The organism is Roseomonas elaeocarpi (assembly GCF_042433915.1).
GTDB classification, from domain to species: domain Bacteria; phylum Pseudomonadota; class Alphaproteobacteria; order Acetobacterales; family Acetobacteraceae; genus Roseomonas; species Roseomonas elaeocarpi.
This window is the reverse complement of the sequence record NZ_JBHLUN010000006.1, coordinates 288,261-313,192: the sequence shown is the minus strand read 5'-3', so window position 1 is coordinate 313,192 and position 24,932 is coordinate 288,261. Positions and strand designations below refer to the sequence as shown.

25 protein-coding genes are annotated in these 24,932 nt (G+C 71.3%); 16 read left to right on the top strand and 9 right to left on the bottom strand.

From position 1 onward, the window contains the following. The first annotated feature begins 98 nt into the window (after positions 1-98). Positions 99-2,219 carry a trigger factor gene (locus ACFFGY_RS09990; RefSeq protein WP_377044332.1) on the top strand — a complete coding sequence of 707 codons (2,121 nt, stop codon included), beginning with the start codon at positions 99-101 and terminating at the stop codon, positions 2,217-2,219. Positions 2,220-2,253: 34 nt separating this feature from the next. Beyond that, positions 2,254-2,784 (top strand): hypothetical protein, encoded by a 531-nt coding sequence (locus tag ACFFGY_RS09985; RefSeq protein ID WP_377044331.1) that lies wholly within the window; start codon positions 2,254-2,256, stop codon positions 2,782-2,784. A gap of 227 nt (positions 2,785-3,011) precedes the next feature. Here the strand turns inward: ACFFGY_RS09985 and ACFFGY_RS09980 are convergent, their stop codons facing one another. Then, positions 3,012-3,470, bottom strand: coding sequence for a RidA family protein (locus ACFFGY_RS09980; protein ID WP_377044330.1), 459 nt, complete (start codon positions 3,468-3,470; stop codon positions 3,012-3,014). Between the two features lie 336 nt (positions 3,471-3,806). Between ACFFGY_RS09980 and rutA the strand changes: the two genes are divergently transcribed. The 6 genes from rutA to ACFFGY_RS09950 all read left to right on the top strand — a co-directional run bounded on the left by rutA (position 3,807) and on the right by ACFFGY_RS09950 (position 8,181). Next, positions 3,807-4,901 (top strand): pyrimidine utilization protein A, encoded by a 1,095-nt coding sequence (rutA, locus tag ACFFGY_RS09975; protein ID WP_377044329.1) that lies wholly within the window; start codon positions 3,807-3,809, stop codon positions 4,899-4,901. A gap of 1 nt (position 4,902) precedes the next feature. Then, positions 4,903-5,646, top strand: a complete 744-nt coding sequence (gene rutB / locus ACFFGY_RS09970) for a pyrimidine utilization protein B (protein ID WP_377044328.1) — start codon at positions 4,903-4,905, stop codon at positions 5,644-5,646. Positions 5,647-5,660: 14 nt separating this feature from the next. Beyond that, positions 5,661-6,047 (top strand): pyrimidine utilization protein C, encoded by a 387-nt coding sequence (rutC, locus tag ACFFGY_RS09965; protein WP_377044327.1) that lies wholly within the window; start codon positions 5,661-5,663, stop codon positions 6,045-6,047. After that, entirely contained in the window at positions 6,047-6,832 is a 786-nt protein-coding gene (gene rutD, locus ACFFGY_RS09960) for a pyrimidine utilization protein D (RefSeq protein ID WP_377044326.1), read from the top strand. The genes rutC and rutD overlap by 1 nt, the downstream gene beginning before the upstream one ends. Positions 6,833-6,860: 28 nt before the next feature. Continuing rightward, positions 6,861-7,628 (top strand): SDR family NAD(P)-dependent oxidoreductase, encoded by a 768-nt coding sequence (locus tag ACFFGY_RS09955; RefSeq protein WP_377044325.1) that lies wholly within the window; start codon positions 6,861-6,863, stop codon positions 7,626-7,628. A 64-nt stretch (positions 7,629-7,692) separates the two neighbouring features. After that, positions 7,693-8,181 (top strand): hypothetical protein, encoded by a 489-nt coding sequence (locus ACFFGY_RS09950; RefSeq protein WP_377044324.1) that lies wholly within the window; start codon positions 7,693-7,695, stop codon positions 8,179-8,181. A 33-nt stretch (positions 8,182-8,214) separates the two neighbouring features. Here the strand turns inward: ACFFGY_RS09950 and ACFFGY_RS09945 are convergent, their stop codons facing one another. Next, positions 8,215-10,545, bottom strand: a complete 2,331-nt coding sequence (locus tag ACFFGY_RS09945; protein ID WP_377044323.1) for an FdhF/YdeP family oxidoreductase — start codon at positions 10,543-10,545, stop codon at positions 8,215-8,217. A 121-nt stretch (positions 10,546-10,666) separates the two neighbouring features. On the opposite strand from ACFFGY_RS09945, the gene ACFFGY_RS09940 reads away from it, so the two are divergent. After that, positions 10,667-10,912, top strand: a complete 246-nt coding sequence (locus ACFFGY_RS09940) for a hypothetical protein (RefSeq protein ID WP_377044322.1) — start codon at positions 10,667-10,669, stop codon at positions 10,910-10,912. A gap of 201 nt (positions 10,913-11,113) precedes the next feature. On the opposite strand, the gene ACFFGY_RS09935 is transcribed toward ACFFGY_RS09940, so the two are convergent. Continuing rightward, entirely contained in the window at positions 11,114-12,025 is a 912-nt protein-coding gene (locus ACFFGY_RS09935; protein ID WP_377044321.1) for a LysR family transcriptional regulator, read from the bottom strand. Positions 12,026-12,230: 205 nt separating this feature from the next. Here ACFFGY_RS09935 and ACFFGY_RS09930 point away from each other — a divergent pair, with 205 nt between their 5' ends. The 7 genes from ACFFGY_RS09930 (at position 12,231) to ACFFGY_RS09900 (ending at position 18,800) form a co-directional block, all read left to right on the top strand. Continuing rightward, positions 12,231-12,902, top strand: coding sequence for a glutathione S-transferase family protein (locus ACFFGY_RS09930; protein ID WP_377044320.1), 672 nt, complete (start codon positions 12,231-12,233; stop codon positions 12,900-12,902). Positions 12,903-13,285: 383 nt separating this feature from the next. Then, positions 13,286-13,615, top strand: a complete 330-nt coding sequence (locus ACFFGY_RS09925) for a hypothetical protein (RefSeq protein ID WP_377044319.1) — start codon at positions 13,286-13,288, stop codon at positions 13,613-13,615. Positions 13,616-13,725: 110 nt separating this feature from the next. Next, on the top strand, positions 13,726-14,865 hold the full coding sequence (locus ACFFGY_RS09920) for an ABC transporter ATP-binding protein (RefSeq protein ID WP_377044318.1): 1,140 nt from the start codon (positions 13,726-13,728) through the stop codon (positions 14,863-14,865). Beyond that, on the top strand, positions 14,858-15,802 hold the full coding sequence (locus tag ACFFGY_RS09915; protein ID WP_377044317.1) for a carbohydrate ABC transporter permease: 945 nt from the start codon (positions 14,858-14,860) through the stop codon (positions 15,800-15,802). The genes ACFFGY_RS09920 and ACFFGY_RS09915 overlap by 8 nt, the downstream gene beginning before the upstream one ends. Next, the gene (locus ACFFGY_RS09910; protein WP_377044316.1) at positions 15,795-16,628 is read left to right on the top strand and encodes a carbohydrate ABC transporter permease; all 834 of its coding nucleotides are present in this window, start codon (positions 15,795-15,797) and stop codon (positions 16,626-16,628) included. Before ACFFGY_RS09915 ends, ACFFGY_RS09910 begins: the two co-directional genes overlap by 8 nt. Positions 16,629-16,661: 33 nt before the next feature. After that, positions 16,662-17,951, top strand: coding sequence for an ABC transporter substrate-binding protein (locus tag ACFFGY_RS09905; RefSeq protein ID WP_377044315.1), 1,290 nt, complete (start codon positions 16,662-16,664; stop codon positions 17,949-17,951). Positions 17,952-17,954: 3 nt separating this feature from the next. Further along, positions 17,955-18,800 (top strand): metallophosphoesterase family protein, encoded by an 846-nt coding sequence (locus ACFFGY_RS09900; RefSeq protein ID WP_377044314.1) that lies wholly within the window; start codon positions 17,955-17,957, stop codon positions 18,798-18,800. Between the two features lie 175 nt (positions 18,801-18,975). On the opposite strand, the gene ACFFGY_RS09895 is transcribed toward ACFFGY_RS09900, so the two are convergent. The 6 genes from ACFFGY_RS09895 to ACFFGY_RS09870 form a co-directional block, all read right to left on the bottom strand. Continuing rightward, positions 18,976-19,776 (bottom strand): tetratricopeptide repeat protein, encoded by an 801-nt coding sequence (locus tag ACFFGY_RS09895; protein ID WP_377044313.1) that lies wholly within the window; start codon positions 19,774-19,776, stop codon positions 18,976-18,978. Next, complete coding sequence (locus ACFFGY_RS09890; protein WP_377044312.1) at positions 19,773-20,720, bottom strand: type II secretion system F family protein; 948 nt, start codon at positions 20,718-20,720, stop codon at positions 19,773-19,775. The genes ACFFGY_RS09895 and ACFFGY_RS09890 overlap by 4 nt, the downstream gene beginning before the upstream one ends. 307 nt (positions 20,721-21,027) lie before the next feature. After that, positions 21,028-21,987, bottom strand: a complete 960-nt coding sequence (locus ACFFGY_RS09885) for a type II secretion system F family protein (RefSeq protein ID WP_377044311.1) — start codon at positions 21,985-21,987, stop codon at positions 21,028-21,030. Between the two features lie 6 nt (positions 21,988-21,993). Next, positions 21,994-23,379: a CpaF family protein gene (locus ACFFGY_RS09880; protein ID WP_377044310.1), complete on the bottom strand. Its 1,386-nt coding sequence runs from the start codon at positions 23,377-23,379 to the stop codon at positions 21,994-21,996. Next, on the bottom strand, positions 23,376-24,626 hold the full coding sequence (locus ACFFGY_RS09875; RefSeq protein WP_377044309.1) for an AAA family ATPase: 1,251 nt from the start codon (positions 24,624-24,626) through the stop codon (positions 23,376-23,378). The genes ACFFGY_RS09880 and ACFFGY_RS09875 overlap by 4 nt, the downstream gene beginning before the upstream one ends. Continuing rightward, on the bottom strand, positions 24,623-24,931 hold the full coding sequence (locus tag ACFFGY_RS09870; RefSeq protein WP_377044308.1) for a hypothetical protein: 309 nt from the start codon (positions 24,929-24,931) through the stop codon (positions 24,623-24,625). Before ACFFGY_RS09870 ends, ACFFGY_RS09875 begins: the two co-directional genes overlap by 4 nt. Position 24,932: the final 1 nt, after the last annotated feature.

Here is a 24,932-nt window from a genome sequence, read left to right as displayed (position 1 = left end):
CGGCTTGCCGCAACCTCGCGGAACTGTCCAGCGCCGCAGCGTGAACATAGCCGTAACGGTCTGTTCACGCCGCCCCGGCGATGCAACCTTGCGGAACCATGCCGCTACCCCGCTGTGACATTCTCCTCCTGCCGGCCGAGGGGCTGCGCCGTCGCTTCATCCTGTCCATTCCCGCCGAAGGCTTCGAGGCAGCGGTGAGGGAAAAGCTGGAAGCGCTGCGCACCAGCCTCGCCCCGGTCAGCCCCACCCCGGCCAGCCCCACCCCGGCCAACCTCGTTCCGGCCGCCGCCGCGCCCGAGCTGCCGAGCCCCGAGGACACCGCCCGCCGCTTCGGCCGCGGCGTGCGCGACGGCCTCGCGCGCGACATCGCCAACGAAGCCGCCGCCCAGCTGATCCGGCGCGACGCGCTGCGCCCGGCCGAGCCGCCGCGCTTCGATCCGCTGGCGCCCGGCCCGGCGGGCGAGGTGCGCGTCGCCGTGAGCTTCGAGGTGATGCCGCGCGTCACCCCGCCCGACCTCGCCGGCATCACCCTGCCGGAGGAGGCCGCGGAACCCGGCGCGACCGAGGTGGACCACGCCTGCGCCGCGCTGGGGCTGAGCCGCGGCCGGGGCGAGGACGCGCCGCCCGGCCACGTCGCGGCGGCCGGCGAGGTGGCGCTGGTGCGGATCCGCGCGCGCCGCCTCACCATGGCGCCCGACCTCCTGCCCAACCCGCGGGCCGAGGGCGCCTCGGTCACCGACGGCCGACCGCCGCGCGGCTGGGGGCTCGCCTGGCGCAAGGAAGGCATCGCCGCCGTGGTCGGGCAGAACGAGGAGGACGGCCGCCCTTCCCTCGACATCCGCGTGAACGGCGTGGTGTCGCCCCGCGTCACGCCCACGGTCGCCTTCGGCTGGGCCGGGGGCGCCGCGCTGCTGCCGCCGCTGCGGGTCGGCGAGGAGGTGGTGCTGGCCGGCCGCTGGCGCCTCCTGGCCGGCGCGCTGCCGCCCGGGATGCGCGCCTCGGCACTGATCGAGGAAGGCGACGCGAGCGAGAAGGTGCTGGCCCGCGCGGCGGGCGACGTCGCGGCGCCGCAACTGGCCCCCCTGGCCGGGCAACTGTTCACGGCGCGCTTCACGGTCACCCAGGCCGACACCGTCGCGCTGCGCCCGGCGCTTCGCCTGCGCCCGACCACGGAATGCGAGGCGAGCTTCATCCTGCGCCTGTCCGGCGTGCGGCTGATGCGCCTGCCCGCCGCGTCGGACACCGGCGCCGGGGCCGGAACTGCCCCGGGGATCGTTGCCATGATGGCTGCCGGGGCCACCGCAGGGGTGGCCGTCGAGACTGCCGCCGGAACGGCCGCAGGGGCGGTCGCTGGGGCTGTTCCCGGCGCGGTCGCCTTGGCTGCCGCGGGAACAGCCCCAGGCGCGCCAGTCGGGGCGGTTTCCGGGACCGCTCCCGCAGCCTCCCCTGGGGCCACCCCCGCAGCCCCCCCCGAGGCCATCTCGGAAGCCGAGGCCCTGCCGGCGCTGGAGCACGACCTCCTCGCCCTGCCGGTGGGCGGGGCGGATGCGCCCGGCCTGCCGCCCGGCCTCGCCGCGCGGCTCGGTGGCTGCCGGGTCGGCGACACGCTGGTCCACGACCTCGCCCTGCCCTTCGCCACGCTGCCCGGCCCCGGCGAGGCCCGGCTGCACGTCACCGTCCAGAGGCTGCTCCAGCCGCCCAAGGTGGACGAGGCCCTGGCCGCCCACCTGGGGGAGCGCGACCTCGCCGCGCTACGGGCCCGCGTCGCGGCGGCGCTGCGGGAGCGGCGACGCGACGCCGCCGCGCTGAGGCGCCGCCGGGCCCTGGTGGACGCCATCCTGGCGCGCAGCGACGTCCTCGCCCCGCAGATCCTGGTGGACCAAGTGCAGGCGCCGCGGCAGGCCACGCTGCGCGAGCGCATCGCCGCCGGCCGCCTCAGCCAGGAGGAACACGCGGCGGGCATGGACGCCCTCCTCGCCGCGCTGCGCCGGGACTGCGAGCGCGCGGTGCGGGCGGAGCTGCTGTTGAACGCCCTGCGCCGGCCGGGGGAGCCCGCGCCCGATCCTGCCTCGGCCGTGCCGGAGCAGCGCCACCAGCTGTTGCTGGACCGGCTGATCGCCGGCCTCGCGCCGGCCGGCACCCCGGCGGAACGGAGCGCGCCGCGGGCAGAGGCGGTGCCGGCCGGGGCAGCGGAGGGTGCCCCCGGCGCCGCGCGGTAACGATCCGGCAGGAAATCCGGCGCATGCTTTCGCCATGCGTGACCTTCTCCGCCGCCTGATCGACAGCCTGTCGGAGCTGACCCACTGGCTGGGCGACCAGCAGGAACGGCAGCTCAGCCTCGGCGCCGTGGTGGCCGAGGTCCACGCGGTGGCGAGCGCCCTGGCCAGGGTGAACGACCCCGCCGACCTGCCCGCCCTGACCCAGCGCCTGCGCGTCGCCGCCGCCGCGACCGAGAGCGAGATGGAGCGCACGGTCCACGACCTCGACCAGGCGCGGCACGCCGCCTTTCGCGCCACCGTGCTGGCGGCGGAACTCACGGTCCGCACGGTGCGGCCGGACGAAGCGGCGCAGTTCGTGTCCGCCGCGCAGCCCCCGCAGCAGGCCCTCGACACGGCATCTGAGCCAGCACCCGTCGCGGCGCCCGCGGCCCCGTCGATCCCCACCGCGCCCGCGCCGCGCAACGGCCGGCCAACCAAAGCGATGGCGCCGGAGCCCGCCGAACAGTCGCAGCGCGGCCTGCGCTGGATCTTCGGCAACCGCCGGCCGGAGGTCGCGCCGAACTGAGGCGCCCCCGCGCCGCGGTCGACCCGGCGCGCCAGCGTCCCGCCACGCCGGCCGGTGCGGGCGGATAGCCCATGTCAGGGGGCGGGCGCGGACACGTCGCCCGCTTCAGGGTCGCCAGCGCGGGCGTGCTGCCCGTGTCGGCGCAGCCGGTACGGGCGCGCCGCCCGCGTCAGGCCAGCCCGCGTCAGGCCAGCCCGCGTCAGGGCAGCCGCTTCCAGGCCAGGTGGTCAAGGCAGGATGTGGATCACCGCCTCGATCTCCACCGGCACGTCGGAAGGCAGCGATCCCATGCCCACTGCCGAGCGCGCGTGGCGCCCGCGCTCGCCCAGCACCGCCTGCAACAGGTCGGAGCAGGCGTCGATCACCCGCGGCTGCTCGCCGTAGCCCGGCACGGCGTTGACCATGCCGAAGACCTTCAGGAACTCCACCTTTTCCAGGCTGCCCGCCGCTTCGCGCGCCACGGCCAGCAGGTGCAGCCCGCACAGCACCGCCGCCGCCCGCGCTTCTTCCAGCCCCAGCGCGTCGCCGACCTGCCCGATGATCAGCGAGCCATCCGCGAGGCGAGGCACCTGGCCCGAGATATAGGCAATCTCGCCCACGCGCCGGTACGGCACGTAGGAGAAGAGCGGCTTGCCCACCGCCGGCAGGGTGTGGCCGAGCTCCCGCAGCTTCGCTTCCGGATCCATGTGCGTCTTGCTCCCTTCCCGCTTCCGCCCGGGCCGCCGCGAAGGCAGCCCGGTCAGGGATGGCTTAGGGGTCCGGGCCCCGCCGCTCAACGGTGATCCGCACCGCCCAAGCGCGACGCCGCACCGGCGCGGCGCTTTCCCGCCTCGCCCGCAGAGCGTCTGCCAAGGCTGGCACGGGGCCTGCATGGCCCGGCAGGCTGGAAACCACGCCCATGGGGCGGTGCGGTTCTTGCGCAGGGAAACGGCGCCGTTCGCGGCCCCGGCACGACGGCCGGCAGGCTCCCCGGGCAGGGCGGCCCCGTCGGGTGCCGGAACAGGAACAGGGGAAGCGGAACAATGGATATCGGCGTCTTCATTCCCATCGGCAACAACGGCTGGCTGATCTCCGAGACCGCGCCGCAATACCGGCCGAGCTACGACCTCAACCTCGCCGTGGTGCAGGCGGCCGAGCGCCACGGCCTCGACTTCGCCCTGTCGATGATCAAGCTGCGCGGCTTCGGCGGCAAGACCGAGTTCTGGGACCACAACCTCGAATCCTTCACGCTGATGGCCGGGCTGGCCGCCGCCACCTCGCGCATCAAGCTGTTCGCCACCGCCGCGACCCTGTGCATGCCGCCCGCCATCGTGGCGCGCATGGCGGCCACGATCGACAGCATCTCGCACGGGCGCTTCGGGGTGAACCTGATCACCGGCTGGCAGAAGCCGGAATACACGCAGATGGGGATGTGGCCGGGCGACGATTTCTTCAGCACCCGCTACGAGTACCTGGCCGAGTACGCGCAGATCCTGCGCGAGCTGTGGGACACCGGCCGCTCCGACCTCAAGGGTCGCTTCTTCCAGATGGAGGACTGCCGCCTGTCGCCGCAGCCGCAGGTGCCGATGAAGCTGATCTGCGCCGGGCAGAGCGGGGCGGGCATGAGTTTCACCGCGCGCTTCGCCGACTACAACTTCTGCTTCGGCAAGGGCGTCAACACGCCCAAGGCCTTCGCCCCGACCTGCGAGCGGCTGCAGGAGCAGACGGCGCTCACGGGGCGCGACGTCAGCTCCTACGCCCTGTTCATGGTGATCGCCGACGAGACCGACGCGGCCGCGGAAGCAAAGTGGGCGCATTACCGCGCCGGCGCCGATACGGAGGCGCTGCGATGGCTCACCCAGCAGACCGGCGCCGACACGCGTTCGGGCGCCGACACCAACGTCCGTCACATGGCGCAGGCGGAATCGGCGGTGAACCTGAACATGGGCACTCTGGTCGGCTCCTACGAGACCGTGGCCCGCCTGCTCGACGAGGTGGCCGAGGTGCCCGGCGCCGGCGGCGTGATGCTGACCTTCGACGACTTCATCGCCGGCGTGGAGAATTTCGGCACGCGCATCCAGCCGCTGATGCGCTCGCGCCGCCACGTCAATGCGCAGCCCGTGGCGGAGATGGCCTGAGATGAGCGACGCGAACCTGATCCCCGGCCACGCCCCGGCCCGCCCCACGCGCGGTGCGGTGATGTTGCCGGCCCGGCCGGAGCCGCTGCGCCTCGACCCCTCCGAGACGGCGATGATCGTGGTGGACATGCAGAACGCCTACGCCTCGCCGGGCGGCTACCTCGACCTGGCGGGCTTCCCGATCGACGGTGCGGCCGCCGCGATCGAGGGCGTGGCCGTGGCGGCCGAGGCCGCGCGCGCCGCCGGCATCCCGGTGATCTTCTTCCAGAACGGCTGGGACCCGGAATACCACGAGGCCGGCGGCCCGGGCTCGCCCAACTGGTACAAGAGCAACGCGCTGAAGACGATGCGCGCCCGGCCGGAACTGCAGGGCAAGCTGTTGAGCAAGGGCGGCTGGGACTACGCGCTGGTGGACCGCCTCAAGCCGCAGCCCGGCGACCTCGTGGTGCCCAAGACGCGCTACAGCGGCTTCTTCAACACCAACATCGACAGCCTGCTGCGCGCGCGCGGCATCCGCAACATCGTGTTCACCGGCATCGCCACCAATGTTTGCGTGGAATCCTCGCTGCGCGACGCCTTCCACCTGGAATATTTCGGCGTGGTGCTGTCGGACGCGACGCACCAGGCCGGGCCGGACTTCGCGCAGAAGGCTGCGCTCTACAACATCGAGACCTTCTTCGGCTGGGTCTCCACGGTGGCCGACTTCTGCGGCGCCGTGGGCCAGGCCGCGCCCGCCAACGACTGAGCAGGAGCCAAGCGATGCCCATGACCCCCATCGTCCCGCCCGGCTCGGGGGTGCCGATCGCGCCCTTCTCGCCCGGCGTGCGGGCCGACAACACCGTCTACGTCTCGGGCACCCTGCCCTTCGACGCGGAGAACAACGTCGTCCACCTGGGCGACGCGGCGGCGCAGACGCGGCACGTTCTCCAAACCATCCAGCGCGTGATCGAGACCGCCGGCGGCAGCATGGCGGACGTCACCTTCAACGCGATCTTCCTGACCGACTGGGCGAACTACGCCGCCATCAACGGCGTCTATGCCGAGTTCTTCCCGGGCGACAAGCCGGCGCGCTACTGCATCCAGTGCGGGCTGGTGAAGCCGGGTGCGCTGGTGGAGATCGCCACCACCGCGCACCTCGCCCGCTGATGCGCTTCGAGACCCACGGTCGCACCGACGCGGCCGCCGAAACGGTGATCCTGAGCGCCGGCCTCGGCGGCGCCGCGGCCTACTGGCGCCCGCAGATGGCGGCGCTGGCGGAGCGTTTCCGCGTCCTCACCTACGACCAGCGCGGCACTGGCCAGAACGCCGAGCCCTTGCCCGACCCCTACGCCATCGGCAGCATGGCCGACGACCTGCTGGAAATCGCCGAGGCCGCCGGCGCCGGGCGCGTGCACCTCGTGGGCCACGCGCTGGGCGGCCTGGCCGCGCTCGACTTCGCCCACCGCTTTCCCGAGCGCACCGGCCGCGTGGCGGTGGTGAACGGCTGGGCCCGCGCCGACGCGCACACGCGCCGCTGCTTCACCGCGCGCACCACGCTGCTGCGCCACGCGGGGCCCGAAGCCTACGTCGCCGCGCAGCCGATCTTCCTGTATCCCGCCGCCTGGCTTTCCGCCAACGCCGCGGCGGTGGAGGCCGAGGTCGCGCACGGCCTCGCGCATTTCCAGGGCGAGGCCAACCTGCTGCGCCGCATCGACGCGCTGCTGCGCTTCGACGCCACCGAGGCACTCCCCTCGATCCACGCCCCGGCGCTTCTCGTGGCGGCGCACGACGACGTGCTGGTGCCCTGGACCGCCTCGCGCGCACTGGCGGAGGCCCTGCCCGACGCGCGCCTCGCCGCGATGGACACGGGCGCGCATGCCTGCAACGTGGTGGAACCCGACCGCTTCAACGCCCTGCTGCTGCCTTTCCTCGAGGGCAGCGAGCCGGCATGATCGCCCCGGCATCGGGAACACCGCGGGCATGAACCACCTCCAGGCCGCCTCCCTCACTGGGCAGGTGGCCCTCGTCACCGGCGCGCAGCAGGGCATCGGCCGCGCCGCCGCCCTGGCGCTCGGCACGGCCGGGGCCGACGTCGCGGTGAACTTCCTCGACGACCCCGCGACCGCCGAGGCCGTCTGCCAGGAACTGCGCGCCCTCGGCCGCCGCGCCGTGGCGGTGCGGGCCGACGTGTCGCGCACCGACGAGGTCGCGCGCATGGTGGCGGACGCGGAGGCCGCGCTCGGTACCGTCACGGTGCTGGTCAACAACGCCGGCATCTTCCCGCGCGTGAACTTCCTGGACATGACGGAAGCGCAGTGGGACGCGGTGCTTTCGGTGAACCTGAAGGGCACCGCCTTCACGGCGCAGGCCGTGGCGCGCCGCCTGGTGGCCACCGGGCAGCCCGGCGCGATCGTGAACCTCAGTTCCGCCGCCGTGCGCGGCGCGCCGCTCGGGCCGCACTACAGCGCCACCAAGGCCGGGATCATCGGCCTGACGCGCTCGCTGTCGCAGTCGCTGGCGCCGCACCGCATCCGCGTCAACGCCGTGGCCCCGGGCCTCACCGACACGGCGCAGCCGCGCTACGGCAATGACGAGGCGGAACTCGCCGAGATGGCGCGCGCCATCCCGCTCGGCCGCATGGGACAGCCTGAGGAGATCGCGAACCTGATCGCCTTCCTGTGCTCGCCGGGGGCGGCGTGGGTCACCGGCCAGTGCTGGCATATCAACGGCGGCGCCTACCTGCAGTGATGGAGGGCATTCCTCCCAAGGCCCTGCCCTTCCCGGACCAGCCGGCGGAAACGGCCGCCCTGGCGTGACAGTGGCGGACAAGGCGGCAGAAGGGCCGCGGAAGCGTCGCTGGACCATCCGGCTCGGCGCGATCGCCCTCGTGGCGGTCGCCCTCGCGCTGATGCACTGGGCCGACGTGACCAAAGCCATCCTCTACAACGCCCACTGCCAGCCCTACGCCACCGGCTACCCGGTTTGGCGGCTTTCCCCGATGACCGTGGCGGAGTTCCTCCTGCCCGCCATACCCATTCTCTTCCTGCGACCGGGAAAGCGCCTCTACGTCCCGTTGTGCCTGCTCCTGCCGTTGCTGCCCGCCGCTTTCTCCTACGTGCAGGAGGCGCAGATCCCCACGGACTGCTTCTCGGGCCAGCGCGACGGGAACGAGCATTACGAACTGATGGGGATGGGGGCCGAGTTCCTTTACCTCCTGCTGTCGCTGTCGCTCTGGTGCAGCTTCCTCTTGGACCTGCTGTTCCGCGCCCTGCCCCTGCCGGGCGCGACGACGCCCCGCTGACCCGGCCGGGCCGCGGGGCGAAGCAGGACAGGTTCAGCCCGTGGCGTATTCCAGCTGCGGCTCCAGCACCCGCTCGCCCTCGGAATGCACCGTCACCGGGATGGTCTTGGCCGCCGGCGTCTTGCTGCCTTCCGCGTAGTGCCAGATCGGCAGCAGCACGTTGCATTCCGGGTAGTAGCCGCCGATGCAGCCGATCGGTACGTCGTAGGCCACCACCAGCATCCCGCCCAGCTGCCGGTCCACCCCGTCATGCGCCACGGTGCGCAGCGTCACCGCCTGCCCGATCTTCAGGCCCAGCCGGTCGATGTCGGACCGGTTCATCAGCACCACCTTGCGGGTGTTGTTGATGCCGCGGAACCGATCGTCGTAGCCGTAGACGGTGGTGTTAAACTGGTCGTTGGAGCGCAGGGTCATCAGTCGCAGGCTGTCATGCCCCACGTCGGGCATGTCCTTGTCCTCGTCGAGGCCGCGCGGCGTCACGATATTGGCCCGCTTCGTGTCGGTGTGCCATTCGCGCCGCTTCGCCGGCAGGTCGCGCTGGAAACCGCCCGGCTCCCACATGCGGCGCTCGTAGTCCCAGAAGGAGTCCGGCAGGGTGTGGCTGATCTCCCGGCGGATCTCGGCATAATCGCGCTGGTAGTCGTCCCAGCGCACGCGCGGGTTGGGCTCGAAAACCTTCTTGGCCAGCTCGCAGATCAGCCGGATCTCGCTGATCAGGTGCGGCGAGGCCGGCTTGCGCAAACCGCGGTTGCCGTGGACGCAGGCCGAGGTGTCCTCCATCGACAGCACCTGCTGCCCGTTCTCGGTCACGTCGATCTCCAGCCGGCCGATCACCGGCAGGATGTAGCTGATCTCGCCCGGCAGCAGCGCGGAACGGTTCAGCTTGGTGATCACGTTCACCGTCAGGCGCAGCTTGCGCCAGGCCGGCTCCATCTGCCCATGATCGGGAATGGCACGGACGAAGTTGCCGCCCAGCATGAAGAAAGCCTTCACCTCGTCCCGCAGGACTGCCTCGCAGGCCTCGACCGTGTTGTAGCCGGGCTCACGCGGCGGTTCGAAGCCGAACTGCTCACCCAGCCGGTCCAGCGGAAACAGCTCGGGCTTCTCGGTCACGCCCATCGTGCGCTGCCCCTGCACGTTGGAATGTCCGCGCACCGGGCAGATGCCGGCACCCTGGCGGCCGATATTGCCGCGCATCAGCAGCAGGTTGATCAGCATCCGGATCGTCTCGACGCCCGCTTGGTGCTGCGTCAGGCCCATGCCGTACACGGCGACCGCGGCCTTCGCCTGCCCGTAGACCAGGGCCGTGGCCTCCATGTCGGCCCGGTGCAGGCCCGAGCGGCGCTCCAGCTCATCCCAGCTCTGCAGGCGCAGCCAGTCGACGAAACTTTCGAAACCGTGCGTGTGGTCGCGGATGAACTCCTCGTCCAGCACGGCCGCCCCACCATTGGCCTTCGCCTCGTCGTGCATGGCCAGCACGGCCTTGCAGATCCCGGCGATCGCCGCGAGGTCGCCGCCCGCCTTGACCTGATGGTACTGCGAGGAGATGCGCGTCGCCTTGCCCGTCAGCATCTCGGTGGGCGACTGCGGGTTCAGGAACCGCTCCAGCCCGCGCTCGCGCAGGGGGTTGTAGGTGATGATCGGCACACCGCGCTGGCTCGCCTCCTGCAGCGGATGCAGCATGCGCGGCGCGTTGCTGCCGGGGTTCTGTCCGAAGAACATGATGCAGTCGGAATGGGCGAAGTCGTCCAGCGACACGGTGCCGACGGCCTGCCCGATGCTGGCCGGCAGCGCCACCGAGGTCGTCTCGTGGCACATGTTGGAACTGTCGGGCAGGTTGTTGTTGCCGTAGAGCCGGGCAAAGAGCTGGTACAGGTAGCTCGCCTCATTGCTCAGCCGGCCGGAGCTATAGAACACCGTGCCCTTCTGCCGGTCCTCCACCGCGCGCAGCTCGCGCGCGATCTCCTCCACCGCGTGGCCCCAGCTCACCGGCACGTACTTGTCCGTTTCGGCGTCGTAGCGCAGCGGATGGGTCAGCCGCCCGGGCTGCTCCAGGTGGTAGTCGTCCCAGTTCCGCAGTTCCGTCACCGTGTGCTCGGCGAAGAACTCCGGCGTGCACCGATGCGCCGTCAGTTCCCACGCCACGGCCTTCACGCCGTTCTCGCAGTATTCGAAGGGCAGCGGGCTCGCCGGCTTCACCCAGGCACAGCTGTTGCACTGATAGCCGTCGACCTTGTTGTGCCGGCTCAGCGCCAGGGGGGCGCTCGCCAGCACGCCCTCGCGGCGCAGGATGTTGCCGACGGACTTGGCGGAGCCCCAGCCGCCGGCGGGAAGGCGGTAGGGCTTGAAGCTGGGCTTGTTCAACGACTGTACTCCGGCCGGGTATTGCCTGTGGAGAAACACCTGCCGCGCCGCCGCGTTGCCCATGAAACCGGCGCACGCATGCTTTTGTGCGTGGCGGTACCATCGGGTCCCCGGGGGCGGCATGATCATCGGACGCGACTACCTGTTGCGGAAGCCTGCGGGCCCTTCCGCGCCCAAGCTGTTCCTGGACACGCGCGTCGTTCCGGCGGCGGTGAACGTGGCGGGCGCCGTGGAAGTGGCGCTGGACCGCGCCTCGGCGCGGACGGGCGTGCGGCCCGCGGTGATCGTGGCCGGCGCCACCGCGGCGCTCGCCCTCGTGGTGCTGGGCCTGCTGCGCAACCGCGGAGGCGACGCCTACGACTACTAGGCTCGGGCCCCATCAGCGCGTCGGGACGGTGGAAGCCGGCGAAACCATCCTTGCTGAGAACGGACACGGGTCCGGCCATGCGGCTGCGACCTTGTTGCTCCGTTCAGCGGGATGACCGTCACTGGCCGACAGGGAGGACCACGGAGGACTGTTCAGCGTCCTCCTGCGGAGCCGACCCGGAACGATCCCTTCCCTGACGCTTCAGCCGTCGCCGATGCTTAATTCCGGCTCCTCGGCGCAGATCGCCGCCAGAAAATCGATGAACTGCCGCACGCGGGACGGCATGCGCCGTCCCGCGGCGGTCACCGCGCTGATCGGAAAGGGTGGCGGCGCATGCTGGTCCAGGATTCGCACAACCTCGCCGGAGGCCAGCACATCCGTGAACAGCCAGCTGGCATGATGGGCGATGCCGAGACCCGCCAGCACGGCGCCGCGAACATGCTCGGCGTCGTTCGTGCGGAATGCTCCCCCACCGTCGACCGTGACCTGCCGGCCATCCACGTGGAAGCCCCATCCGACGATGTCCCCCTGGTGGACATAGCCGATGCGCTGGTGGCCGCGCAGCTCGTCCAGGGTTTGCGGCGTGCCGTGCTGGGCGAGGTAGCCGGCGGAAGCCAGGGTTATCATCCGCATGTCGCCGATGCGCCGGGCAACAAGTGCCGAATTCGAGAGCCGGCCGATACGGATCGCGACGTCCATCCCCTCCTCGATCAGGTCGACGTGTCGCGCGGAAACCTCCATCTCGATCGTGACGTCGGGAAAGCGGCTCCTGAAATCCGATAAGCGGGGGATGACGAACATCCTCCCGAAGGCTGGCGAAAGGGTCACGCGGACCAATCCCGAAGGCGCAGACTGCCCCCCGAGCACTTTTTCTTCGGCCAGATCGAGATCCTGAAGAATACGGAGCGTGGCCTCGTAATAGTCCTGCCCTGCCGGCGTCGCGGCAAGAGCACGGGAATTTCTCGCAAGCAGTTGCGTTCCGAGCCGCGTTTCGAGCGCGGCGACGTGTTTGCTGACCGTTGGCTGGCTGACGTTCAGGTCACGCGCCGCCTGCGAAAAGCTTCCACTTTCGACGACGCGCACGAACATCCGCATCGTATCCAGCTTATCCATCACGTTTATCCCGAACAGCGAGAGAAGGCTCGGCCGCGCCCAATCCTGCCTGATGACCAAGCCACGGCCCGCCGCGCGTACAGGTCTCATCCATTCCGAAACGCAATAGATTCTATTCCCCGCACGTCAATTCCATTCGCAGCACGAATATGAGACGTGGCGCTCAGTCGCTCGATCGCGGGCTCCGAAACCCGAAGGAAGAATTATGGCAATCAGGATCTATGGTGACGCGGGCTCGGGCAGCTTGCGTCGCGTGACCACGGCCGCGAAGCTCATGGGCATCGAAGTCGAACGCGTCAACGTCGACCTGTTCAAAGGCGAAAGCCAAACCGACGAGTTCAAGTCACGGCTCAATCCCCACGGTCTGACGCCGGTTCTGGAGGATGGAGATACCATTCTTTGGGAAGCTTCGGCGATCAACCTGTACCTCGCCAACAAGGTGAATTCACCGCTGGTCGGCATCACCCAGGAGGAGCGTTTCCAGGTTCTTCAATGGATGTTCTGGTCGGGCGAGCAGTGGCGCACCTTCACCACCACCATGTTCGATGAACGCGTCGGCAAGACGGTCATGGGGATGGCGAAGAACGATTCCCTTATCGAGTTTGCCGAGGGCAAGATCCGCGCCGCGGCGAAAGTGCTCGACCAGCATCTCAAAGGCCGCAAGTTCATGGTCGGCGATGCCCTGACCCTTGCTGACATCGATATTGCGGCACCCTTCTCCCAGATCGACCGCGCGAGGTTCCCCTTCGGGGAATACCCGAACCTGATGGCCTGGCATGACAATCTTCTCCGGTCGTTCCCGGCCTGGGCGGAGACCAAGGCAGAACTCGACAACCGCATGGAACGCTTCCTCGCGAGCGTCGGCGTCAAACTGTGATCTCTGAACCTTCCGCCTGACCGGCGCGCATGTTGATGGTGCGCGCCGGCAAAGATCGCGAAACGCCGATCGGTGCCGTGGCAGGCGGCCTTGTGGCCACCGGCCATCTCCCGAAAACTCAGGCCTGATCGACGGGTTCAGGCGGAACGGCTTTCCTGACCCGTGGTGAAGCTGGATCACGGCGGTGTCGGAATGGCGCTGCTCTGGTTGTCGGGCGAGGCATGGCTCGCGATCGAACCACGCCGGCCGAGGAACCCGCCCGGAGGAAACCTCCACCCGGCCGGGGCGCCACCGCGTCGCGCCGGGCAAGGCCCTGGCGCTCCCGCCCCACCCGGCCCATAGGGTGGGGTCTGCAGGAAGGACCCGCCCGATGGACAAGACCCATGGACAAGGATGAGCTGACCGCCTGGGCGCTGCGCAACGGCTGGCAGGTCCTGGCCGGCGCGCCCTCGCTAACCAAGCCTTCGGCGCCCAAGGAAGCCATCGTGCGCATGGTGTTCAAGGCGACGGTGGTGAACGTCGAGGTCAAGAAACCCGCCGGCAAGTGGGAGAAGGTGTCCGGCGAAAGCTACGGCAAGATCCAGCCCGATCCCGATACCGGCGTGCCCCAGGGGCTGGGCTTCGAGAAGATCCCGAGCTTCTCGATGCTGATGCAGGACAACAAGGATCGTCAGGTCTTCAGCAGCATGGGCGGCCCGCCGAAGCGCCGCTGACCGGCGCGCGCAGCGCCGCGCACCCCGCGCCCGTCACGGAAGCTTCACCGAAACGCAATCCCTGCGTCACCGCCGGCGCCTAGCAGGCGCCCCGCAACGCAGGGACCACCGTGACCCCCATCGAACTTCAACACGTCGGCAAGCGCTTCGGCGCGACCACGACGCTGCGCGACCTGTCGCTTTCCGTCGCTGCCGGCGAGTTCGTGGTGCTGGTCGGCCCCTCCGGCTGCGGCAAGTCCACCCTGCTGCGCATCATCGCGGGCATCGAACACGCCGACACCGGCACCGTTTCCATCGGCGGCCGCGACGTCACCGCCCTGCCGGCCGCCAAGCGCAACGTCGCCATGGTGTTCCAGAGCTACGCGCTCTACCCGCACCTGTCGGTGGCGGCCAACATCGCCGTGCCGCTGGCGCAGTCGCGCCTGTCCGCCGCGCAGCGCCTGCCGATCCTCGGCGGCGTCCTGCCCGGCACCCGCAGCCTCCGCGAGGGCATCACCCGCGACGTGCGCGCGGCGGCCGAATCCCTGGGCCTGACGCCGCTGCTCGACCGCCGGCCGGCGCAGCTTTCGGGCGGTCAGCGGCAGCGCGTGGCGCTGGCCCGCGCCATGGTGCGCCGCCCCGCCGCCTTCCTGATGGATGAGCCGCTGAGCAACCTCGACGCCTCGCTCAGGACGCAGGCACGGCGCGAGATCGTGGAGATCCACCGCCGCGTCGGCGCCCCCACCGTCTACGTCACCCACGACCAGGAAGAGGCCCTGACCATGGCCGACCGCGTGGCGGTGATGCAGGGAGGCGAGATCCTGCAGTTCGCCCCGCCCGAGGTCGTCTACAACCAGCCCGCCGACCTGCGCGTGGCCTCCTTTATCGGCTCGCCCCGCATCAACCTCCTGGCGGCCGAGGCCGACGGCGACGGCATCGTGCGGGTGGCGGGCCAGGCGGTGGGCCTGCGCTCCACCGTGCACGGCAAGCTGACGCTGGGCCTGCGCCCCGAAACGCTGGTGCTGTCCGGCACCGGCCTCGCCGCCACGGCCGAGGCGGTGGAGTTCCTGGGCGACGGCCTCCTCCTCCATGCCCGGCTGCGCGACACCGCCGCGCCGGTGATCCTGCGCCTCGGCCCTGAATCGCGCGGCGAGGTACTGCCCGGGCAACCGCTGCACTTCCGCTTCGACGCCGCCCGCGCCCTGCTCTTCGACACGCTGGGCCGCCGCGTGCCCGCCTCGACGCTGACGGAGCCGCTGCTCCTTGTCTGACGCCGCCCTTCTCGACCGCCCGCACGGCATCGCGCCCGCCGCGCCGGAGCGCGTCGCCGGCAGCCGTGCCGAGACCGCCTCCGCCTGGCTGCTGAGCGCCCCCGCCATCGCCGCCTTCACCGCGGTGATCCTCTTGCCCACGCTGGCCGCCGTGGCGCTGGCCTTCACCGACTACGAGCTCGGCGCCGGCAGCATCAACTGGATCGGCTTCGACAACTTCCGGGAACTGTTCTCCGACCGCGGCTTCGGGCAATCGGTGCGCAACACCCTGCTCTACGTCGCGATCGTGACGCCGGCCTCGCTGTTCGGCGGCCTCCTGCTCGCGCTGCTGATCGAGGGCGGCGCGCGCGGCCGCGCCTTCTTCCGCGCCGTGTTCTTCCTGCCGGTGGTGTCGCTGACCGTCGCCATGGCCTCGGCCTGGCAGTACCTGCTGCACCCTACCATCGGCCCGCTCAACGCCGCGCTGCGGTCGCTCGGCATCGAGGGCCCGGCCTGGCTCTCCTCCTCCGACACGGTGCTGCTCTCGCTCGCCGCGATCAACACCTGGGAGAACCTGGGCTTCAACATGGTGCTGTTCCTGGCCGGCCTCACCGCCATCCCGCGCGAGCTCTACGCCGCGGCCGGCGTGGACGGCGTCGGCTCCGCCTGGGAACGCTTCCGCCTCGTCACCTGGCCGCTGCTGGGGCCGACCACGCTCTTCGTCCTCACGGTCACCATGATCCGGGCGCTGAGCCATTCCTTCGACCTCGCGGCGGTGCTGACGCAGGGCGGGCCGAACAAGGCGTCGGAGGTGCTGCTCTTCACGCTCTACCAGGAAGGCTTCACCTATTTCCGCCTGGGCTATGCCGCGGCGATCACGCTGGTCTTCCTGGTCGCGGTGGTCACGGTGATGACGCTCCAGACGCGCTTCCTCGACAAGCGGGTGCACTATGTCTGAGCGCTCGCTGCTCCGGGACCTGCCGCGCCTCCTGCTGCTGGGCATCCTCGCGGTGCTGATGCTGATGCCCTACCTCTGGATGGTCTCGGCCAGCACCAAGCCGCTGGACGAGATCTTCCGCGCCTCGCTCTCGATCCTTCCCGAGCACTTCGCGGGATGGGACAACTACGGCAAGGTCTTCGCGCGCATCCCCGTGTTCCGCTACCTCGCGAACGGCGTGGTGGTGTGCGGCGGCATCCTGTTCTTCCAGCTGCTCTTCGCCGTGCCCGCCGGCTACGCGCTGGCCAAGCTGCGCTTCCGGGGCCGCGAGTGGATCTTCGGCGCGGTGATGCTGGGGCTGCTGGTGCCGGTGCAGGTCACCGCCCTGCCGCTCTACGCCGCCTTCAGCGCCACGGGGCTGCTCAACAGCTACACCGCGCTGATCGCGCCCTTCACCGCCTCAGCCTTCGCGGTGTTCATGTTCCGGCAGTTCTTCCGCACCCTGCCCGACGACCTGCTCCACGCCGCCCGCCTCGACGGCATGGGGGAGCTGCAGGTGGTCTGGCGCGTGGTGCTTCCCAACGCCTGGCCCGCCGCCACCGCCTTCGCGATCTTCTCGGTGGTGGCGCACTGGAACGACCTGTTCTGGCCCCTCATCGCCATCAGCGACCAGGCGCACGCCACGCCTGCGCTGGGCGTGCTGTTCTTCCGCTCCGTCGATGCCGGCGACGACTACGGCGCGCTGATGGCGACCGCCGTGGTGATGACGCTGCCCCTCGTGCTCGCCTTCCTCGTGGCCCAGCGCCGCTTCGTGGAAGGCATCGCCACCACCGGACTCAAGGGCTGACCCCAGCCCTTCCGCTCCCCAGGAGACACTACCATGACGACCCCGATCAGCCGCCGCGCCGCGCTGAGCCTGCCGCTCGCGGCGATGGCCGCCCCGCTGGCCGCCCGCACCGCCCGCGCGCAGGGCACCACCGAGATCACCGTCCACTACGCGCAGCCCTTCATCTACAAGGAAAGCTACGACGCCATCGCGGCGGAGTTCGCCAAGCGCGAGCCGAACATCCGGCTGAACTTCGTCACCACGCCGAACTACGAGGACGGCGCGCAGCTGATCCTGCGCCAGGCCGCCTCGAACCAGCTGCCGGACCTCAGCTACCAGGGCTTCAACCGCCTGCGCGTCTTCGCCGAGCGTGGCATCGCCCAGGACGTGGCGCCGATGCTCAAGGCCGAGGGAGACCCGGCCAAGCTCGGCTACACGCCGAACTTCCTGGCGCTGGCGCAGTTCGGCGGCATCCAGGCCGGCCTCGCCTACGCCGCCTCGAACCCGGTCTGCTACTTCAACGCCGACCTGGTGAAGCGCGCCGGCGGCGACCCGGACAACTTCCCCCGCGACTGGGACGGCGTGCTCAAGCTGTCCGCTGCCATCCGGAAGCTCGGCGACGGCGTCGAGGGCATGTGGTTCACCTGGAACGGCGACGACTGGATGTTCTCGGCGCTGCTGTTCGGCGCCGGCGGTCAGATGCTCACCGCCGATGAGCGCGACGTCGCCTTCGCCGGCCCTGAGGGCATGCAGGCCCTCACCCTGATCGACCGGATGGTCAAGGAAGGCGGCATGCCCAACCTGTCCGCCGCCGCCGCGCGCCAGGCCTTCGCCGCCGGCAAGCTCGGCATGATCTTCCAGACCACCGCCCTGGTGCGCGGCACCGCCGCCGGCGTGGGCAACAACTTCACGCTGCGCACCACCGGCATGCCGGTGATCGACGCGCAGAAGGGCCGCCTGCCGACCGGCGGCGCCGCCGGCATGATGCTGGCCAAGGACCCCGCCAAGCGCGATGCCGCCTGGAAGTTCCTGCGCTTCTCCACCGGGCCCGAGGGCCAGGCGCTGATGACGCGCAACACCGGCTACCTGCCCTGCAACCAGATCGCGATCGACGATCCGCGCTACCTGGCCGACTTCTACCGTGACAATCCGCTCTTCGTGCCGGCCGTCAGGCAGATCCCGATCTCGGTGCCCTGGTACGCCTTTCCCGGCACCAACAGCGTGCGCGTGACGCAGACCATGGTGGACAACATCGCCCGCATCGTGGAAGGCAAGGCCACGCCGGGGCAGGTCCTGCCCGAGATGGCCGACGAGGTCCGCCGCCTCCTGCCGCGCCGGGGCTGAGCCATGACGTTCCGCATCGCCCAGATCAGCGACACCCACCTGTCGCCGGCGCATCCCGCCTTCACGGCGAACTTCGACGCGCTGACCACCCACCTGCGCGCCACCCGCCCGGACCTCGTCGTCAACACCGGCGACGTGTCCGCGCATGGTGAGCTCGGCGGCGAGGAAGCGGAGCGCGACCTGCGCTTCGCCCGTGACCGCCACGCCGCACTGGGCCTCGACTGGCTCGCCCTGCCCGGCAACCATGACGTCGGCAACGACCCCGCCGTGACCGAGCGCAACGGCGCCGACCGCGACCGCGTGGCGCGCTGGAACAGCGTCTTCGGCGCCGACCGCTTCCTGCGCGACGTCCCCGGCTGGCGCCTGATCGGCCTCGACAGCCTGATCACCGCCACCGACATGGCGGAAGAGCAGTTCGGCTTCCTGGCCGACGCCCTCGCCGGCGCCGGGCCCCGCCGGGTCGCCCTGTTCCTCCACAAGCCGCTCTGCGAGGAAGCCATGAGCGAGGCAGCGCTGACCTACTGGGCCGTGCTGCCCGAGGCGCGCCACCGGATGCTCTCGCTGCTGGAGCGCACGCCCCCCGCCTTCGTCGCCTCCGGCCACGTCCACCAGTGGCGCGACCGCGGCGTCAGCCAGGGCCTGTGCCAGATCTGGGCCCCCTCGGTCGCCTTCCACGTCGGCGACACCTGGCAGCACCGGGTGGGCGAGAAGTGCCAGGGCTACGTCGAGCACACCCTCCACCCCGACGGCCGCCACGACTACCGGCTGGTCGAGCCCGAGGGCCTCATCCGCAACGACATCGGCCTGATGCCCGAGGTCTACGGCCCGCAGACCCCGGTCACGGACTGAACCCCGACGCGGCCCGGCACCCGCCGGGCCGAAGGCACCATCACGGGGCGGCCCAGCGAGGCACCCCGTGAACGAAACCCGGCGGTGCAGCCCGTGGGGAGCGGTCCCGGGCGGAACGCGCCTGTACGGCGGTCCCTTGCCACTGACGCAGCCCGCCCATCGCGGCAACCCGGCGCTACGACCCCGCGCTCACCGGCTTCGCCCCGGCCGGCATCAGCAGCGCCGTGACGGTGTCGAGGTCCGCCGCCCCCGGCTGCCCATCCAGCCTTTCCCGCGCCCGGCCCATCTCGCCCGATCCCGCCAGCGCCAGCGCCAGCGTGCTGCGCAGCCGCGGCGGCGCGTCGGGCCGGTCGAAGCCGCCCAGCACCGCCACGGCTTCCGCCGGGCGCCCGTCCAGGATCAGCGACAGGGCCAGGTTGTTGGCCACCGCCGCGTTCTCGGGCGCGAGCCGCGTCGCGGCACGGTAGCTCGCCTGCGCCGCCGCGTGCTGCCCCTGGAGGTCCAGCGCCACGCCCCGCCCGTCCAGCGCCGCCACGTCGCGCGGCGCCGCGGCCAGGATCTGCTCGCAGGTGGCCGCCGCCTCCGCCGCCTTGCCCTGCAACAGCAGCAGCTGCGCCCGGGTGCGAAGCAGCGGCAGGCTGTCACCGTGGCGGCTCAGCGCCTCGTTCACCACCGCCTCGCCGCGCGGGAGGTTACCGCTGCGCACCAGCGCCGCGGCGTAGCGCGCCTGGACCTCGGGCCTGTTCGGCTCCGCTTCCGCCATGGACTGCAGCAGCGACAGCGCCATCTCGTTCTGCCCGCTCGCCTCCGCCGCCTGGGCGAGGTTCAGCCGCGTGTCGAGGCTGGGCGAGCGCAGCCCCGAGGCCTCCCGCCCCACGCCGCCGCAGGCCGCCAGGGCCAGCACCGGCAGCAGCGCCGCAGCGCGCCGCATGCCGCGCAGCCGGCACGTTGCAGACAGGAAAAGGAAACGCGTCATGGGCCACCTCCGAACTGCGCCACGAGTTGCAGGATCGATGGCCCCAGTAGAACAATGAAAAGACAAGGCATGATGAACAGGATCAGCGGCAGCACCAGCAGCGCCGGCAGCTTCGCCGCCCGCTCCTCCAGCCGTGTCATCCGCTCGCCCCGCATCTCGGCCGACAGCACGCGCAGCGCCTGGCTCAGCGGCGTGCCGTATTGCAGCGTTTGCGCCATGGTGACGGCGAGGCGCTGAAAGCTTTCCATCCCCGTGCGCTCCCCCATGCGGGCCAGCGCCTGACGGCGGTCGGGCAGGAGGCGCAGCTCCTGCGCCAGCGCGGTGAACTCGATCGAGATGGCGCGGTTCGACAGCGCCATCTCGCGTGCCATGCGTTCCACCGCCGTGTCCATGCCCAAGCCCGCCTCGGCGCAAACCACCAGCAGGTCCAGCGCGTCCGGCAAGCCGCGCCGCAGCGCCGCCTGGAACGGGCGGCGCATGAAGGCCACCACCCAGTTCGGCACCATCACGCCCGCCACCAGCGCCGCCGCCACCGACAAGGCGATCGTCTGGAAGCCGCTGCCGCTCCAGGCCGTGACGCCGCCCGCCAGCGCCACCGCCCCCACCAGCAGCAGCACCTTGGCGCCGATAAAGGTGGAGACCACCCGCCGGGGGTCGTAGCCCGCCGCCGCCACCGCGCGCTCCAGATCCGCCAGGTCGCGCTCCGAGAACAGCGCGCGCCGGCGCAGCGCCTCGCCCACCGCGCTCAGCAGCCCCGTCGCCAGCGAGGCCGCGCTCCGCCGCTCCGACTGCCAGCCGAGCGGCGCGCCCGTCACCGCCGCGCGGATGCGGCCCGACAACAGGCGCCGCCGCCCTTCCCGCGCCAGCAGCAGCACCGCCAGCATCGCCAGCGACAGCGCGCCGACGCCGGCCGCGAGCATGGTGAGCATCGCCGCCTCGCTCATGCGCGCTGCCCTTCGTGGTTGCCGTGGCGCTGCCAGGAGGGAGAAGGAATTCTCCCTCCTGGACCTCCCTCATCTTTTTTCGGGACGCTGCCGCGGGATAGGGGAACCGTGGCGCGCCGGAGGTCATGGACCTCCAGCGAACCGGGAGACGGCGCTGCCTGCCCAAGATGCATGGCCTGCGGCGCCGCCCGCCGATCACCCCGCCCGCGGCAGCACCGTGCAGGTTCAGGAGGCTCAGCCTCCTGGCGGAGGGTGCAGGGAGGCAGCGCCTCCCTGCGGCACCACGCACCGGAAGAAGCGCCCCGCATCAGTCCGCCGTGCTCCGGCGGATCAGCCAGCGGATCGTCATCACTCCCGCCCCCACCAGCGACAGGCCCAGCACCAGCAGCTTCGATCCCAAGTCGGTGGTGAAGAACACGTTCATGTAGCCCGGCCGCAGGAGGCTCAGCGCCAGCCCTGCCACGAAGGGCAGCGCGATCAGGATGGTGGCCGAGGCGCGTGCCTCGCCGGCCACGGCGCGCGCCTTGGCGGCCATGGCGATGCGCTTGCGCACCATGTCGCCGAGGTTGTCCAGCGTTTCCGCCAGGCTGCCGCCGGTCTGCGATTGCAAGCCCAGCGTCACCGCCAGGAAGGCGTATTCCGTCAGCCGCGTGCGGTGATAAAGCTGCCACAGCCCCGCCTCCACCGGCTGCCCCAGCGCCATCACGCCCACCACGCCGGCGAACTCGTCGCGCGTCGGCTGCGGCATCTCGCGCGCCAGCGAGCGCACCGCCTCGCCCATCGGCAACCCGGCGCGCAGCGCGCGCAGCATCAGCCCCACCGCGTCGGGGATCTGCAGGAACAGCGCGTCGCAGTAGCGCCGGTGCTGCCAGCGAAAGAAGCTCCGCGCCGCCCAGCCCGCGCTGAGCATCCCCGCCAGCATCCCCAACCCGTCGCCCAGCAGCACGCGCCCCCGCCACCAGCCGAAGGCCGCCAGCACCAGCGCCGCCGCCAGCACCGCCGGCCAGGGCAGGATCTGCTCGCGCGCATTGGCGGGATCGTACAGGAACAGCTTCGTTGCCAGCCGCGACAGCGCGCCGCGCCGCGCCATCTCGCGCCGGATGTTCAGCGCGCGCGCTTCCGGCGCCGCCTCGCGCGCGCGTACGCCCACCGCCAGCACGCGGTTGCGCAGCCGCTGCCGCAGGCCCGAGCGCAGGATCACCGCGGCCCAGAGCAGCATCGCCAGGCTCAGCACCGCCAGCAGGGCTGGAAGGAACAGGCGCTCCACGGCCGCTCAACCCTCCTGCAGCACCTGCATCCAGGCGCGGTCGAGGCCGAAGGCGCGCAGCCGCTCGGTGAAGCCCGGGCGGATCGCCGGGCTCATCCAGTCGCCCTGGATGCGGCCCGTGGCGTCCTCGCCGTGGAACTCGAAGGTGAAGACCTCGTTCATGGTGATCACCTCGCCATCCATGCCGCAGACCTCACTCACCTGCGTCACGCGGCGCACGCCGTCGCGCATGCGCTCCACCTGGATGATCAGGTCCACGGCACCCGCGATCTGCGTACGGATGGCCCGAACGGGCAGCGCCATGCTGCCCATCTGCACCATGTTCTCGATACGCGTCAGCGCGTCGCGCGTGGTGTTGGCGTGCACCGTGCAGATCGAACCGTCATGGCCGGTGTTCATGGCCTGGAGCATGTCGAAGGCTTCCTGCCCGCGCACCTCGCCCACGATGATACGGTCGGGCCGCATGCGCAGCGCGTTCTTGATCAGGTCGCGCTGCGTCACCTCGCCGCGCCCCTCGAGGTTGGGCGGCCGCGTTTCGAGGCGCACCACGTGCGGCTGCTGCAATCGCAGCTCGGCCGTGTCCTCGATCGTCACCACGCGCTCGTCATGCTCGATCAGCTGGCTCATCGCGTTCATCAGCGTGGTCTTGCCCGAGCCCGTGCCGCCCGAGATCACCACGTTCAGCCGGCAGCGCGACGCGATCTCGAGAATGCGCGCCAGCCTTGGCGACATGGAGCCGTTGCCCACCATCGCCGCAAAATCGACCTTGCGCTTGCCGAACTTGCGGATGGTGATGCAGGCGCCGTCCAGCGCCAGCGGCGGCAGCACCACGTTGACGCGGCTGCCATCCAGCAGGCGGCAGTCCACCAGCGGACTCGACTCATCGACGCGCCGCCCGACGCTGGCCGCCATCTTCTGCGCGATCGAGGCCACCTGCGCGTTGTCGCGGAAGCGAACGCCCGACAGGTGCAGCTTGCCCGCCGTCTCGATGAAGACACGATTCGGGCCGTTCACCATGATCTCGTTGATGCCCTCGTCGCGCAGCAGGGCTTCCAGCGGGCCGTAGCCCACCATGTCGTTGGCCATCTGCTCGGCCATGCGTGCCTGCTCGCGCGCCGTCAGCTCCAGCCGCTCGCGCTCCGCGATCTCGTGCACCAGACCCTCGAGCTGCGCCTGCAACTCGTGCGGCTGAAGCTCCGCCGCCACGGCGGAGTCCACCCGTTCCATCACCTGCGCGCGCAGCCGGGTCAGGGCCTCGTCCATGGCGCCGCGCGTTTCGGGCCGCAGTGCCGACGGAGCCTCGCGGACCGAGGCGGGCACGGGGGCCAGCACGGGGGCCGGCACGGGTGCGGGCGCCGGCTCGGGCGGCAGGCGCCGGCCGAAGCCGGTCACGACACCGCCGCCACCGCGGCCTCCCCCCTGGCCCGGCGGCGCCAGAAGCCGAGCAGGCGCTTGGGCTCAACGGCGCGCTTGCCACCGAAGAGTTCCGCCGCCACCGGCTGCAGCGCGCGGCGGAAGGCCGGGCACTCGTTCAGCGCCAGCTTGCCCAGGTTGGCCGCGGCCGGGATCTGCGCCGGCAGGTCGGGGATACGCAGGTCGAAGCCGGTGCCCAGCCCTTCCTCGATCAGCGCCGTGCGCAGCCCGCCTCGCCAGCCCTCGCGGTTCAGCGCCAGGATCGGCGGCGTCGCCACGCCCAGCCCCGAGACCAGCTTCCGCGCGGCCTCGGCATCGCGCACCGAGGCGAGGTCCGGCCCCAGCACGAAGATCCGGTGCCGCGCCATGGACAGCGCCATGCGCTCGGCGGCCGTGGGCGGCATCGGCAGGTCCACCACGATGACGTTGAAGCGCGCGCGCAGGAGGTCGAGCACGTTGCGCACGCCCTCGGGCGTGGGCGCCGGGTCGATGTCGAAGGGCTCCTCCGCCGCGATCACGCGCAGCCGCTCGCTCACCGGGATGGCCACGCGGTCGAGCAGCAGCGCGTCGGCACGCTCCGGCTCCTCCAGTGCCACGCGCAGCCCGCTGCCGGGCTTGCCGCCCAGCATCAGCGCCGCGCTGCCGCCGCGAAGATGCAGGTCGAGCAGCGCGACGTGGCCCTTGGTGCTTTCGGCCACCAGCGCCGCGAGGTTCACCGCCAGCGTGGTCGCGCCCACGCCGCCGCGCATCCCGCAGACGGTCACGATGCGCCCGCCGCGGCCGGGCAGGGTCTCGGCTACACCGGCTTCCTGGGCGATCCGCGCGCCCACCAGCATCGCGATGTTGTCGCGCGTCAGCGGCTTGAAGATGTATTCGTCGGCGCCGAGCTCGTGCACGATGCTCCGGTAGAAGCCGATATCCGCGCGTTCCCCCACCACGAAGACGCGCGCGTCGGGCGTGCAGACCCCGGCCAGCTTTTCCAGCGCCCCCAGCGCGTCGTCCACGCCGGACACGTCCACCACCAGCACCTGCGGCGTCGCCTCGCGCTCCAGCGCACGCACCGCGTGGCGGATATCGCCGCGCCGCACCTGCACCGTGCCGCCGAGCTCGGCCAAGCCGGTGCGCAGCGCCGCCTCGCTCGCCTCGTCGGTCAGGTAGGCCAGCAGCGGCAGGCGGTCCGCCTGGGGTGAGGCGGCCTCCGCCTTGCCTTCGCGCGCGCGGATCATGGCGCCGCCGCGGCGCCGGCGCCCGCCCCCTCGCTGCCGCCGACCTTGGAGGTCCGGACCTCCAGCAGCGGCCGCACCTTGCCGTTCAGCAGCCGGTTCACCGCCGCGGCACCCATGCCGCCATTCGCGGTGGAGGTGCCGACGCCGCCACGCTCCAGCTGCCCCGGATCCACCAGCATCGCCCGCAGGTTGCGGTCGTTGACGCCGCTGGCCTGCCAGGTTCCGGGACGCTCCATAGGGTCGGTGTCGCAGGCGCCGAGCGCCAGCACCGGCAGCAGCAGCGCCATCACCTTCCAGGGACGCATC